The 12,933-nt window shown below is 65.7% G+C and carries 10 protein-coding genes; all 10 read right to left on the bottom strand.

Annotated features, from left to right (window positions below; translation table 11 throughout):
* The 10 genes from tagF to NKJ64_RS04970 all read right to left on the bottom strand — a co-directional run bounded on the left by tagF (position 1) and on the right by NKJ64_RS04970 (position 12,885).
* Positions 1-537 carry a type VI secretion system-associated protein TagF gene (gene tagF / locus NKJ64_RS05015; protein ID WP_023815184.1) on the bottom strand — a complete coding sequence of 179 codons (537 nt, stop codon included), beginning with the start codon at positions 535-537 and terminating at the stop codon, positions 1-3.
* Positions 519-4,058, bottom strand: coding sequence for a type VI secretion system membrane subunit TssM (tssM, locus tag NKJ64_RS05010; RefSeq protein WP_352462073.1), 3,540 nt, complete (start codon positions 4,056-4,058; stop codon positions 519-521). Before tssM ends, tagF begins: the two co-directional genes overlap by 19 nt.
* Before the next feature lies 1 nt (position 4,059).
* Positions 4,060-5,385 carry a type IVB secretion system protein IcmH/DotU gene (icmH, locus tag NKJ64_RS05005; protein ID WP_023804377.1) on the bottom strand — a complete coding sequence of 442 codons (1,326 nt, stop codon included), beginning with the start codon at positions 5,383-5,385 and terminating at the stop codon, positions 4,060-4,062.
* A gap of 4 nt (positions 5,386-5,389) precedes the next feature.
* Entirely contained in the window at positions 5,390-6,724 is a 1,335-nt protein-coding gene (tssK, locus tag NKJ64_RS05000) for a type VI secretion system baseplate subunit TssK (RefSeq protein WP_286488924.1), read from the bottom strand.
* 156 nt (positions 6,725-6,880) lie between these two features.
* The gene (gene tssJ, locus NKJ64_RS04995) at positions 6,881-7,333 is read right to left on the bottom strand and encodes a type VI secretion system lipoprotein TssJ (RefSeq protein ID WP_023682615.1); all 453 of its coding nucleotides are present in this window, start codon (positions 7,331-7,333) and stop codon (positions 6,881-6,883) included.
* A gap of 3 nt (positions 7,334-7,336) precedes the next feature.
* Positions 7,337-8,812 carry a type VI secretion system-associated FHA domain protein TagH gene (gene tagH, locus NKJ64_RS04990; protein WP_023754027.1) on the bottom strand — a complete coding sequence of 492 codons (1,476 nt, stop codon included), beginning with the start codon at positions 8,810-8,812 and terminating at the stop codon, positions 7,337-7,339.
* Positions 8,809-9,852 carry a type VI secretion system baseplate subunit TssG gene (gene tssG / locus NKJ64_RS04985; protein ID WP_023673712.1) on the bottom strand — a complete coding sequence of 348 codons (1,044 nt, stop codon included), beginning with the start codon at positions 9,850-9,852 and terminating at the stop codon, positions 8,809-8,811. Before tssG ends, tagH begins: the two co-directional genes overlap by 4 nt.
* Entirely contained in the window at positions 9,816-11,690 is a 1,875-nt protein-coding gene (gene tssF, locus NKJ64_RS04980; RefSeq protein WP_023754028.1) for a type VI secretion system baseplate subunit TssF, read from the bottom strand. Before tssF ends, tssG begins: the two co-directional genes overlap by 37 nt.
* A 3-nt stretch (positions 11,691-11,693) precedes the next feature.
* On the bottom strand, positions 11,694-12,449 hold the full coding sequence (tssE, locus tag NKJ64_RS04975) for a type VI secretion system baseplate subunit TssE (RefSeq protein ID WP_023673715.1): 756 nt from the start codon (positions 12,447-12,449) through the stop codon (positions 11,694-11,696).
* Positions 12,436-12,885, bottom strand: a complete 450-nt coding sequence (locus NKJ64_RS04970) for an Hcp family type VI secretion system effector (RefSeq protein ID WP_023673716.1) — start codon at positions 12,883-12,885, stop codon at positions 12,436-12,438. The genes tssE and NKJ64_RS04970 overlap by 14 nt, the downstream gene beginning before the upstream one ends.
* Between the last annotated feature and the right edge of the window lie 48 nt (positions 12,886-12,933).

The raw sequence follows: 12,933 nt of genomic DNA, 5'->3' as shown, positions 1-12,933 counted from the left end.
CTATTCCGTCTCAGGGCGCGGGGCGCGCATTTTCGGCAGGGCGTTGGCCGCCAGGTCGTGAATATCCGAGAACGCGAACTCATGCACCGACCAGTCGTCGAGCCAGAAGCCAATCCGGTTCGGATCGCCATGGCTGTTACTGGGCGCGGCAAGGTTGGCCAAGCCTTCGGCTATCCAGGACTGCGTCCTCTGCAATTCGACCGCTTCATCAACGATTGACGCAACGCCGTCGAACCATGCATCGTCAGGTGCCGGTGTAGCCCCAATCCCGATGATCGCGAACGGATAGCGGCGTCCCACGCGGTCCTCGCTCATGCGCCATGCGCCGGCACAGGGCCGGTCGCCGAAAATGCCGCTCTTGACGATGAAGCGCCAAACACGCGAATCCAATTCCCCCTCGTCGGGCCTCTCACGCAACTCCATCGACATCCAGCGGTCCCAGCGGTCGATGAAGGTCCGCGGCAGGTTTACGGCGACGAAATCTCCGGTCGCCGGAATCTTGCCGAAGAAGCCGGTGTTCATATCTGCGGCGGACATGAGAATTTCTTGAACATCTGGAGGTTGTAGGGATTTTCCACGCTCGCCGCCTTGAGCTTGAAATCGGCGTACATGCCTTTCGTTCCGAGCCGCAGGCTGTAGACATCGGACAGCGACGTCCCGGTGAAGCGGCCGCCGCGCAGCATCCTCAGCCACGCCCAGCTTCCCGTCTCGTTGAGCATGATTTCGGGCGAGCCGTCGATCGGCTGGAAGGCGAGCGAGATGACGCCGGTGCCGTCCTTGCCGGGCCAGGTCATCGGTTGCGGTCGCGTCGCATTGTTGAAATAGACCAGGTTCTGGCCATCGAGGTTGAGCGTGACGCGGGTCACGTTGGGCGACAGGTCGGTCGGCTCGAGCGTGAAGGCCATCACCGGGCCCTGACCGCCGGGAAAGAGATCGTCGCGGATGCGCCGCGCCTGCTCGAAGGCGGCAAGTGCGGACGGGTCGAGGCCGAAATCGGCACGCCATTTCCAAGGCTGCGCCGAGGTGTCGACATAGCCGATCAGATGGTCGTTGATGAAGCCGTCGATCATCCCTGCCGGTCCGAACAGGCGGGCGAAGTCGCGCACGTTGACGTCGACGGCACTGTCCGGGCTGAACGGATAGCGGTCGTTGAGCGCGGCCTGGCAGAAGGGCAGGATGTCGGCGCGCCAGATGGCGTTGAGCTCGGAGGCCACGGCCTTCTGCGTCAACCCGCTGGTGTCGCCGGCAATGCCGCTCAGCCAGGTGTTGACCGGGTCGGGCAGGATTTGCGCCTGGCGGGCGACGGCGCCGGTCAGTTCGGCAAGCCCGCCCTGTTTCTTGATCGCGTCCTGCGGGTCGGGATTGGCGGTCACCGTCTGCAGCACGTTGGACAGCGCCGTCAGCGCGACGACCGCGGCATCGAGCGCCGGCGGCTGGCCGTCGACCTCGGCAATCGTGCTCTTGAGCGGCTTGAAGTGTTCGGCCACCAGCGTGCCGGTCAGGTCGACTTCGCTGGCCGATCCTGCGCGCGGCAACAGCTTGGCGCCGGTCTTGACGATCTTGCCCAGCTTGCCGAGTTTGCCCAGCAGTTTCGAGCCGCCCTTCGCCGCCGCCTTGTCGTCAGTCGCCGGCGCGTCGTCCGAGCGGGTGAGGTCGACCTCCTGGACCACCGCCGTCAACAGCCGCTTCAGCGCGGAATCGGCGCTGGAAAGGTCCTTCAGATTCTCGCTGGCAATGTTGAGGTCGCTCAGCGGCGCCAGCCGCATGTCGCGCAGGAAACTATCCCACTGCGCGATGTAATCGTCATAGTAGAGCTTCAGGATATCTTCCGACAGCGCCGACACCGAGGTCTCGGAATTTTCCGAGCAGCCGCCGGCAAACACGGCGCGGTCGAGTGCCGCCTGGGCGGCGACATCCTCGACCCGGTCGAGGATCGCATCGTGGAAGCCGTCATAGGTGAAGGCGCCTGATATGCCGACGCGCAGCGTCTTGTCGGAGCGTCGCGAAAACACCTTGGCGCCGTTCGGCCCGGCGAAATTGGCGGGGATCCATTCCTTCAATCCGGCCACCGCCGGATCGGCCAGCAATTGCTTGTAGGCCCGCGCCGGCAGCGAGATCGTGCAGACCGTTTTCAGCGCTTCGGCGACCAGCGCCTGGTCGGGCGCGATGTAGCTGTCGTCGACCGCCATGCGGCGGATCGCTGCCAGCTGGTGTTCTTCCGCATCGGCTGTCGGGAAGGGCGCGGCCGGCGCGAATTCGGGCAGGTCGTTCACCCACCAATTCTCGACGAAGTCGGAGTCCATCTGAGACAGGCCGGTCATCATGCGGTAGGTCTTGAGCGCCCCCAGCATGAAGTCCGGATCGCGGATCTGCCGCCACATGGTCGCTTCGAGCAACGCCACCATCCGCGGCTCCAGCACGTTGCGCAGAGCGTGGTCATAGGTGTCGGTCTGCGCCCGCATCATCTCGGCCGAAGCCGATGGTCCGAGCAGGTCCTGTGCCTTGTTCGGAGGCGCAGTCCTGGCATTGGCGACTTCGTCCATGGCGGTCAGGGCAACGTCCATAGCCGGCTGCAGCACCGAGGCGGGAGTCGCGGCGGTCGACGTCAGCGGCGCCTGCAGCGCTTCGAACTGGCCGGCTTGCGCGGCGATGGCGTTGCGATTGTCGTAGTAGGACCAGGTGAACAGGCCGCCGGCGAGTATGGCCGCAGCCGCGCTGGCAGCGGCGGCACCGCGCCAGACCCAGCTGCGGCGGCGCTGCGCCAGCGGATCGAAGGTGCCGAGCCCGGCCTCCTTGAAGATCACCTCGGTCAAAAGGTTCTTGAGGAAGAAGCTGCGCTTCTCGAAGCGCTGCGCCGGCATCGTGCGTCGTGCCGGCAGGCCGAAGGAGGAGGCGAGCGCCGCGGTCAGCCGGTCGATCGGCGCGCCTTCCTGGGTCGCCGAGGTCAGATAGAGGCCGCGCAGCCAGGCTGCCTCCTCGTAGCGGCTCTCGCCGAACATCGCCTCGACCAGCACCTGGATGGGCTCGGACAGGCTTTGCAGCTGTGCGGGAAAGCGGAAGATCTCGGCCCGTTCGGCCAGCTTATCCTCGTCTTCCAGCCGCGGCACCAGTCGCTTTTCCAGCTCCCTCGACAGCGTCGTGACTTCACCCGCGATCGTCTTGGCGTCGACGCGTGCATCGAGCGGGAAGGTCGTCCCCCATACCTGTTCGCGCGCCGCCGTCGACAGGCCGCCGAAGAAGGCCTCGAAGCCTCTGATCAGATCGGCCTTGGTCAGCATGAGATAGACCGGCAAGCGGATTTCCAGCCGCTCTTCGAGCTCGGCCAGGCGCCTGCGGATCTTGCGGCCATGCGCCTTGACGGCTTCGTCGCCCTCGGACAGCGCGTCGATCCCAAGCGCAACGATGACGCCGTTCAGCGCACGACGGCCACGATGCTTCTTCAACAGATCGAGGAAACCCAGCCATTCCACGGCGTCGACAACGGGCTGGCTTTCCTGCTGGACATAGCGCCCGGCGGTGTCGATCATCACTGCGTTTTCGGAGAAGAACCAGTCGCAGTTGCGGGTACCGCCGATGCCCTGCAGATCGTCGGTGAGGTCGATCGGAAAGTTGAGGCCGGATTGGCGCAATGCCGTCGTCTTGCCGGTCGCCGGGGGGCCGACGATCACATACCACGGCATCTCGCGCAGGAACTTGCGGCCGCCGAGCTTGCGGCGCTTCAACTCGACCATGACGTCCTGGAACTTGGCGCCGACCGCGGCGACGTTTTCCTCGCCCGGGCTGAGCCGCTTTTCCTCGACCGGGGCGGAAATCTCGGCGACGAACATGCGGTTGGCGCGGATCGCGCGGCGCTGCGCGACGATCAGCCAGATCAGCCAGAAGATCACCAGAAGAGCGATGATGACGATGCGCACCGTCTCCGACGCCATCGGCACATAGTCGCCGACCCGTACGATCGGGCCGAATACCCAGATGATCAGCGACAGCAGCGCCAGGCCGATCAGCGTCCACAGGAAACGCGAAGTCAGGACCGCCCAGAGGAAGCGCAGGATGAACATGTCACAGCCTCTTTTCGACCAGCACTTCGACGCGGCGGTTCAAGGCCCGGCCTTCGCGTGTGCCGTCGTCGGCCACCGGATCGGTGGCGGCCCGGCCTTCGGAGCGCACGCGCTCCTTCGGCACGCCGTTCTGAATCAGGATATCGGCAATTTCCGCGGCGCGGGCTTCCGACAGCCGCTGGTTGGTGGACAGTGGGTTGGTCTTCTGCAACGGAACGCCGTCGGTGTGGCCGACCACGGTGATATCGCCGATCAGCTCCTGGTTCTCGAGGATCACCTTGGCGACCGAGGCGATGAGCGGATCGAAGCCGTCTGTCAGCTGCGCGCGCGACGACTGGAAGAGTTCGGGATTGGAGGCCTGGATGACCAGCCGCGCCAGCGACACGCTCTCCGTGCCGCTCAGCGCTCTCTTGAGCTCGTCGGGTGCTGCCGCCTGGAATTCCGGCAGCAGCGCGAAATCCACCGCCACCGGCGGCGGCGCGTCGACCTTCGGCGAAGCGCGGGTGACATCCGTACGCGTCGGCGGCGGCAAGGCGCGAACCAGCGCCGAAAGCTCGACCGCCTGGCTGCTCAGGCTCATCGACAGCCCGATATGAATGGCGGTGGCGATCACCGCCGCTGCCGCAACCATCACCCAGATCGGCACGATGAAGCGCTGCGGCTCGTCGGAGGCGATCACGCCCTTCCAGTTGGGCGAAAGCTGTGCGCCTTCGGCGTCGCTGTCGCGCAGGAAGCGCGCCGCGGCCACACGCACGGCATTGAGCGAACGGTCGCCGGAGCGGCCCGGCACGCGATATTTGCCGCGGAAGCCGAGCGCCATGCAATGATATTGCAACTCCAGCATTTCGCGGTCGCGATTGGGATGGCGCTCCAGCTCTTCAAGACGGGCGAAGAACTGCGCGCCGGCATCGACGTCGCCGCGCAGCATCACCACCAGCGGCTGGCGTGGCCATGCGCTGGCGCCGCCCCACGGCGTGTTCAGCGCCAGATCATCGAGCAACGCGGCCACCAGCCACGCGGCCTGGTCGGCGCGCTCAAGTGACGATCCCTGTGCCATGGTGGCGTCGCGGCAGCGCACGAGTTCGTCGAGCAGCCTGGTGCGCAGGGCTTCCGGGTTCTCAGGCGGCTGCGCGTTTTCGAGTTCGGGTGCAAATTCCAGCAGCGGCGAGAACGCGTTGACGAGCACGTTCGGATGCGCGCGCGCGGAGCGTTTCGCGGTCACCCCTGACGCCGGCAGCGGCATGGCGCGCGGCGTTGGCGCTCCGCTCAGCCGAATGCGCGTCCGCTCCCGATCCTCGGACAGTCCGAATGGATCGTCCCTGCTCATCATCTCACCTGTTGACCGAGTAGCAGTCGACCTGCGGTTCGCTGGGCAGCACGCCCGAAACGCCGATCACAAACCCGGGCGCTTCGAGCAGCGAGGCCCAGTGCTCGCTTTTCTGGTCCAGTTCGAGGCACAGCCGGTCGCCGTCATAGGGAATTTCGCGCGGCTGCGAATGCAGGGGCTTCAGCGGAATGCCGGGCAGGCGTGATTTCCACAGCCCTTCGAATTCGCTGGCCGAGCCGACGGTCGCCTGGTTGACGAAAATCTTGCGCAAGGCATCCTCCGAGAGTTCGGAGCCGATCCGCACCACGATGCGGCTCGCCACCAGAAGTTTCGGGTTGTCGATGCGGATCTTCCACACATTGGTGGCATGGCGCATGACCGGCAGGGCGCGCGATTTCGGCTCGATGTAGCGCAGGCTGAGGATCAGCGAACGCAGCGCGTCGGCCAGCGCCGAATAGGCCGGGCCTGGTGCCATGTGGTCGTAAACAGGCAGTTCGCCGAGCCGCCTTGCACTCGAGCCATAGGTCGCCATCGAGCCGGCGAGACCGGCCAGCTCCATATAGACCTCGGCTGGATGGAACACGTCCTGCGCCAGCATGTGCGCCAGCCGCGGCCGCGCGGCGTTGACCAAATTGAGGATCAGAAGATCCTCGACGCTGCGCCCGGGGCCGCCCAGCACCATCTTGCCATGCGCCTCGGCGATCTGGTCGACGCCGGTGACCACTTCCTGCAGCAGCCGGCTGTACCAGGACGCCGCGCCGATGACCAAGGTCGGCGGCAGGAAGGTGTCGTCCAGGGCCACGCCGCCATCGGCGCGCACGCCCTTGAGTTCGGCCACCGGCAGCGCGGTGTAGCCGCCGACGGCCGTGCCCGGCGCCAGCAACAGCGCCTGCGGCCGTGCGATCTCGATTTCCTCGGGATCGGAGCCGCCATGCACGGCGTCGCGCACCGACACGATCCGGCCGCGATAGCGCGCGCCGGACGGCTCGGCGTGAGCGGGGTCGAAGCCGACGCCGCCTGGCGGCTCGAGCGGCAGCGCTATCAGCACCGGTCCAGCGCCCATCTCCGGCGTCACCGCCAGCGGCCGCGGCGCATCCATCGTCTCGGGGATCGCGAACGGCGTCCCGTCTGGAAAGATGCCGCGTGCCGAGAGCACCGAGATCTGGCCGGCATCGAGCTGTGCCTGATCGAGCGTCAGCGTTCGAAAGCCGAACGTATGCAGATGCCCGGCCTGCAAGGCGCCGCGCACCGTCGCTTCGAAGAAGCGGTCCTGTTGCTGGAAATGCTGGGTGCGGAGGAACAGTCCCTCCGACCACAGCACCCTGTTTGCATCGCTCATGCCGGCACTCTCAGCTTCCTGCTCATCATGTTGCGCGGCTTGCGGACTTTTGCCGCCAATGCATGTCGCTCAAAAGTGGTCACGGTTTTGAGAGAACGATGCATAAAAACAAAGACCTAAAGCGCGTCGCCTGGATCCGTTCAAACGCGACGCGCTTTAGGCGGAAATCCCGCCGCTGCCGAGCTTCACATTGACCGTGAACTTCGATCCCGGCGAAACCGATTTGGTCGTGCGCCAGTTGCGTCCGCCGGGTTCCCTGATCAGCGCGACGAAGCCGAGTGCTGCCACTTCTGGCTCGACCGTGATGGTCTTCGATGCGGTCTTGCCGGGTCCGACGGAAACCGTGTCGGAGCCGATGAGATCGCCGCCAAGTGCCGCGCCGGCACCGCCCTGCAGGGCAAAATAATCGGCCGAATTGAAGGCGCCGGTGCTCTTCAGCCGTAAGACCATTACCGTTACCGGCCTGTCGCCGCCGCCCGGTCCCGGGTTCATGCCGGCCCCACCGGCAAGATTCACTGTGATGACGGATGGTTTGGGCGGGCCGCTCTGACAAGCCGTCAGCAGTCCCGTCGCCCCGATGGCAAGGATAAATTCGCGTCTGTCGATCATGTCTCAGTCCTCCTCATATGCATCACGAAAATCAGCGCCGATCTCGCCCAGAAAACGCGTCTCGGCGCTGTGAGCGATTTCACGGTGGCGTTTCTGGTACAATTCCCAGAGCTTGGCGCCGCGCCCGCCGGTCAGCAGATTGCCGATCGCCGAACTCGACTTCAATTCCTGCTCGATCGCCGCCGGATCGAAGCGGTCGATCATGCGCTTGAGCGCGCCTTGCACGCCGCGCCAGGCACGAACGTGGTGCTGCGCCAGATCGCGCACCGCGTCCTTGATCGCCGCTTCGGCGCCGAGGAAACCGGGGCTGCGCTCGGCCAGCATGGTCACCAGAGCATCGTCGACCGAAGGCAGGAATTTGAGCGGGTTGACCTCGAACGCGCCAACCACGGTCTGGGCGACGCGGGCGTTGCCCTTCTCTTCGGCGCGCTTGCGCAAAAGCTGCATCAACCCTTCCATCATCAGCCGGTATTCGCGGCCGAACTTCTCCATGTCGGCCACCGGATCGCTGCCGGGAAAATCGGCCTCGTCCATGCCCATGCCGCGCAGGAAAGCGGCGCGCAATTCCGCGTCCGCCTGTCCGGCCGATGGCCGCGCCGCAGCTTGCCGGACAGGCGCGCGTGGTGGCGGTGGAGGCGGGGCTGGCGGTGGCCGCTGTGGCGATGGCTCGGCAGCGCGGACCGGCAGATCCCAGGGCGCCGGGGCAGGCGAGGGCGCATCCACTGCGCCGCCATCCGTCACGCCGGCGTCGAGGCTGGTGGACTCGGCAGGGCCGAAACCAAACCCGTCATCGAAGGCCGGCGGCTTCTCAGGATTGGATCTGCTAGGCTCTCTCGACAGCGGCGCGGAGTCGAGGCCGAAGGGGTCGTCGAACAGCGGCTTGCCGCCGCTTTTGCCGGGGGCGGTCTCGGGCGCAGGCGTCGCCACAGGGTCGAGGCTGAATGGATCATCGAACGCCTGCGAGCTGCGTTCATCTGCACGCGCGAATGCGCCGGGCACCGGCTTTTCGAATGGATCGGGCAGGTTGGCAGGGCGTGGCCGTCCCGGCTCTTCTTCCGTGGTGGACGAAAAGAAATCGTCGCCGCCGAGGCTGACCGGCGCCCGCGACGCCGCCGGCTTACTGGCAGGCGCTGAAGGCCTGGAGGCCGGCGCCTCGGTCTTCGCCGTCTGCAAATCGACCCACACCACATAGTCGCCCAGTCGCAGTCGCATGCCGCTTTGCAGGCGCGCGGTATTTCCCGCGCCGAGCGGGCTGGCGGCATCGTCGATGAACAACCCACTGCTGGAGGTATCGGTGACGAAATAGCCGCCCTGCTTGCTGGTGATCTTGCAGTGGGCGCGCGAGACGAACATGTCGGGATCGTTGATCTGCCAGTCGGCGTCGGCGCTGCGGCCGATTACCAGCTCGCCCTCGTCCAGCCGCGCCTGCCGCGTGACTTGCGCGCGTGGTCCCTGTTCGAGAGTCAGAAGCAGGCTCATGCCGCCACCTCTTCCCGCCAGCCGACGATGGTCCGCAACCGCATGTCGTCGGCGTCCCCCTTTTCGACCGGTCGCGCCAGCCAGGTGGTGCGGGCAAGCTGGACGGTGCCGAGCTTCGCCGGCGGCACTGCCTTTGCCGCAAGCACGATCCTGAGATCGACATCGATGGTCTCGCCGATCAGGTCGCGCACCGCCTGCTTCAACAGCTTCAGCCGCTCACCGCCCGGCAGGAAGGCCTTGTAATCGATATAGCTGAGCGCGCCGATGCGCAGCTCGATGCGGCTCTGCCGGCTGAAGCTGCGCGGGCCGATGGTGGCGCTGCGGCCGAGCGTGGCATAGCTGCCGGCAAGCCGCGTCTGCAGCGCCTTGGGGATGGTCATCCAGGCCGCGACGAACTCCTTCAGCACCACCGGCACTTTGAAGGCTTCGGCCAGGAACAGCGTCAGTCGCTCGGGGCCGTCGACTTGGGCAGCGAGCGAGGCGGCCTGGCGAAGTTTTACTGTATCGAGTTCGGCATCCTGCGTGCCCGGCAGCCCGATGCCGGCCATCGCTTCCAGCATGGAACGGACGCGGCCGCCGACACCGCGTTCGACCTGCACAGCCGGATGCGCATCCGCCCAGGCCCGATAGTAGAGCGCGATCATCCTGTGCTGCAGGATATTGACAAAATCGACGAAGGTCGTGTCGCTTGTCTGCCGCGCCTCGGCGCCGGCATACCAGCGTTGCGACAGGCGATCGAGCACCCAGCGCGTCAGATGCAGTGGCATCGGCCCTTCGGGTCCGAGCAGGCCGAGATTGTTGACCGTGACGCGTGCCGGCGACTTGTCCGTCGGCTCGCGGAAATCCACCACGTCCTGCACTGCGAAGGACAGCCGCACATTCTGGCCGAGCCTTGCCGGCTCGCGGTCCGGCCGGCCGGAATGGCCGAACAGGCCGCCTTGCCGTTCGAGCCGGCGCAGCAGTTCGAAAAAGTCGAAACTCTCGGACAGGGTTGCGGCTCGCTCTAGATCAGGTAGCGATTGCCGGGCGTCATCGGCCATGGCACATCCTCCTGTTTCTGGAGCAACCGCGTGCGCGTGCGCACGAACCCGTTAATGCCGGCATGGCGGGCAAACAGCCGCGACAGCAGGCCCGACAGCAGCAGAGTGCTCTGTCCCGCCAGCACCGACTGGTCGACATGCAGCGTCACTTCCGTGCCGCGGCCGAAGCACATCGGCCCTTCGATCGCCAGCCTTTCGATCACCGCGCGCGAGTCGATGCGCACGATCGAGCGCACATTGCGGGCGAGCCCGGGGTCGCCGCGCTCGGCATAGAGATCGAGCAGCGCGTGCAGCGGATCGACGCCGCGGCCTTCCTTGGCCAGGCTGAGGAAGTTGAGCGCCAGCTGTGACACCAGTCGCCAGGCCAGGTCGTCGGCGCGCGACTCGCCGTCGGCGCCGGTCGGCAGCGCTGCCGGGATCGCCGGCTGCGGCGAACGCAATGCGCCGAGCAGCCGGACCGTCTCCACAGGGTCGCCGGCTTCCAGCGTCAGGGTCGGCGTGTCGTCGAGGATGGCCAGGTCGCGATTGGTGCAAAGCGCCATGATATCGACGCGCTTGAGCGGCCTGTTGGCCTGGCTGTGGACCGGGCGCGAGATCGCCAGGAAGACGTCGTCCCCGGCATAGGAGGTGCGGGTCACCCCCTGGCGCCGCTCGTCCTCGGTTGGCCGGCGCGGCCGCCGCTCGGTCGAATAGACCCAGCCGCTGCCGCGGTTTTGCCCGAGGCTGAACAGCTCCGGTATCTCGGCATCGGGCCCCTCGGCATCGGCGTCCTCGACGCGGATGACCCGGTAGATTTCAAAGTCGCGCGCCCGCGTACGGTCGGCATGCAACACCTGCCGCGTCTTGCGCTGGTCGAGCTCGATGACGTTGCACTCGCGCTCGAAGAGATTGATGATCGGCGTCGCGAACAGATCAAAATCCGCCGGCGTCAGGTCGGCGAGCTCGGGCACGGGACGCCTGAACAAAAAGACGATTTCGAGCCCGGCCTGGCATTTACGCACGACCGGCAGCAAGCCGGTGACGCGCGCATAATGGAAGCGCTCGGGCATCATGAAATATTCGCGCAGCAGGCGGTAGCCTTCGAAGGTCGGCCGCGTGCGCGGCATCAGCGCCTCGGCATCGGCAATGCCGACCATCTCCGGCGGCGGTAGCGGCGACAATGGATTGGTCTTGCCTTCCGGTCGAGCGCCGACACCAGAGCAGACTCCGAAGATGGCGTCGAAGATCAGCGGCGCCTTGGTGCGGTTGGCGAAATAGAAGTCGAGCCGGTCGAGCGCCAGTTCGTCGAGCTTGCCTTTGCCGGTCCGCGCCAGCGTGATGCGAAGTGCCGCTTCGCCGGCCTTGCCGGCGATCGGGCCGATGCCGGCGGCGGCAAGCGCGCTGCGGTCCTGGAAATAGCCGACCGAACTGATCGCGATCGGAAACAGCGTCATGTCCTGCGCGGTGGTGAAGGTGCAGCGTGTCGACAGGCCAGCCTGCAGGCTGGAGACCAGCCGCGTGCCGCGCTTGACGACGTGGCCGGCAAGCATTGTCTGCACCTGCTGGCCGGGCTTCAGCACCACCATGGCGGTTGCCGGCACCGGCGTGACGAGATCGGGATAAAGCACGTCGAGGATGCTGCGCGAAAACCGCGAGCGCTCGGCATCCACCTTCAGGCGCGTGCGCGCGGCGAGGAAGGCGACGCCGTCGAGCAGCCGCTCGACATAGGGGTCGGGACACGGCACCGTATCCAGCGACAAATTGCGGGCAACCGCCGGATGCATGTCGGCGAACTCCGCCGCCAGCCCGCGTATGTGGGACAGTTCCTCCTCGTAATATTCTACGAAGACCCGGTCCATCTCTCAGGCTTCCCTGAACTCGGTGCGCGCCAGTCCGTTGTCGAGATTGATCGTCGTGCGCAGGCGCATGCGCTCGGGCGTCGGCGTCATGATCAGCACGGCGTCGATCTCGATCTTCAGGCCGGTCTTGTCGCCGAGGTTGACCGTGACTTTCGTCGCGCTCTCCTTCAGCCGCGGCTCGAATGCGGCGAGCACGGCGCGGATCTCGCGTGCCAGAACATCGCGATCGAAGTCGCGCGACGACCGGCCGGAGAAGGACGGCACGCCATAATTGACAACGCTGCGGCGCACCTCCGGAAAGTCGGCCAGCGATGTCGGACTGTCGGTCATCTGCTCGGCCTCGAGATCGGATAGCAGCGGCGCGGATTCGAAACGCTCGGTGTTGAACAGCGCCTCGATGTCGCGCCGCACGGCCTCGCGCAGCACATCGGGCGACACCACGATGCCTCGGCTTTCAAGCTCTCCACGGTGCCGGTTCTGAAACGCCAGCCGGTGCAGCCGGCGCTTCTGATCGGGGTTCAATGCGTCATCGGCGTCGATGCGCCTCGGTCCGTCTGCCAGCAGCTCGTCCAGGCGCTCTGCGCCAAGCTCCTCCTGCAGAGCCTGCCTGAGCCCGTCTATCTCCGAGCTCAGGCCCGGCAGATCGTTGACGAGGCGGTCCCACAGCGAAGGCTGTACCGCCTCGCGCTTGGCCCGTGAACCGCCCGCCTGTACCTTGTCGGCGGCAGGGCGCTTTGCTCGCCCCTCACTTGCCGACATAGACATCCATTTCGGCTTCGTCATTGTCGTCATAGACGAACTTGATCTTCTTGTAGGCGAAGGAGACTTCCTCCTGGATCAGGTCGGCTTCATCATCGGCCTGCGACATGTCGTATTCCATGATCGAGGCGTCGGTCAGGGTAACGACCAGATAGTCCTTGCTCTCGCCGTCGATGGTCCGCCGCGCGGAGAATTTGACCTCGTCCAGCGCCTTGTTTTCGAACAGGGCCTTGGCCAGATAGGGTGAGGCCTTGTCATAGTGCTTGGTGAACTTGATCATGCCCATCGACACGCGGCCTCGGCGCGAGAGGGAATTGGGGTCGTAGGGCGCGACCATCTTGTAATCGACGCCATGGATTTCGATCTCGTCGTCATGGCCGTCGCGTGTGCTAGGCCCCTTGATATCCGGAACTTTCAGAAAACCGTCGATCTTCATTGTGGGCATTTTCGTTCTCCACCGCTTTCAAACAAAGGTTTGGTTGCT

The organism is Mesorhizobium sp. M0062 (genome assembly GCF_040323125.1).
Lineage (GTDB): Bacteria > Pseudomonadota > Alphaproteobacteria > Rhizobiales > Rhizobiaceae > Mesorhizobium.
This window is presented reverse-complemented; position numbering and strand designations above follow the sequence as displayed.

Coding starts and splice junctions, on each gene's coding strand:
- tagF (WP_023815184.1), bottom strand. CDS start 537: ATGTCCGCCGCAGATATGAACACCGGCTTCTTCGGCAAGATTCCGGCG.
- tssM (WP_352462073.1), bottom strand. CDS start 4,058: ATGTTCATCCTGCGCTTCCTCTGGGCGGTCCTGACTTCGCGTTTCCTG.
- icmH (WP_023804377.1), bottom strand. CDS start 5,385: ATGAGCAGGGACGATCCATTCGGACTGTCCGAGGATCGGGAGCGGACG.
- tssK (WP_286488924.1), bottom strand. CDS start 6,724: ATGAGCGATGCAAACAGGGTGCTGTGGTCGGAGGGACTGTTCCTCCGC.
- tssJ (WP_023682615.1), bottom strand. CDS start 7,333: ATGATCGACAGACGCGAATTTATCCTTGCCATCGGGGCGACGGGACTG.
- tagH (WP_023754027.1), bottom strand. CDS start 8,812: ATGAGCCTGCTTCTGACTCTCGAACAGGGACCACGCGCGCAAGTCACG.
- tssG (WP_023673712.1), bottom strand. CDS start 9,852: ATGGCCGATGACGCCCGGCAATCGCTACCTGATCTAGAGCGAGCCGCA.
- tssF (WP_023754028.1), bottom strand. CDS start 11,690: ATGGACCGGGTCTTCGTAGAATATTACGAGGAGGAACTGTCCCACATA.
- tssE (WP_023673715.1), bottom strand. CDS start 12,449: ATGTCGGCAAGTGAGGGGCGAGCAAAGCGCCCTGCCGCCGACAAGGTA.
- NKJ64_RS04970 (WP_023673716.1), bottom strand. CDS start 12,885: ATGAAGATCGACGGTTTTCTGAAAGTTCCGGATATCAAGGGGCCTAGC.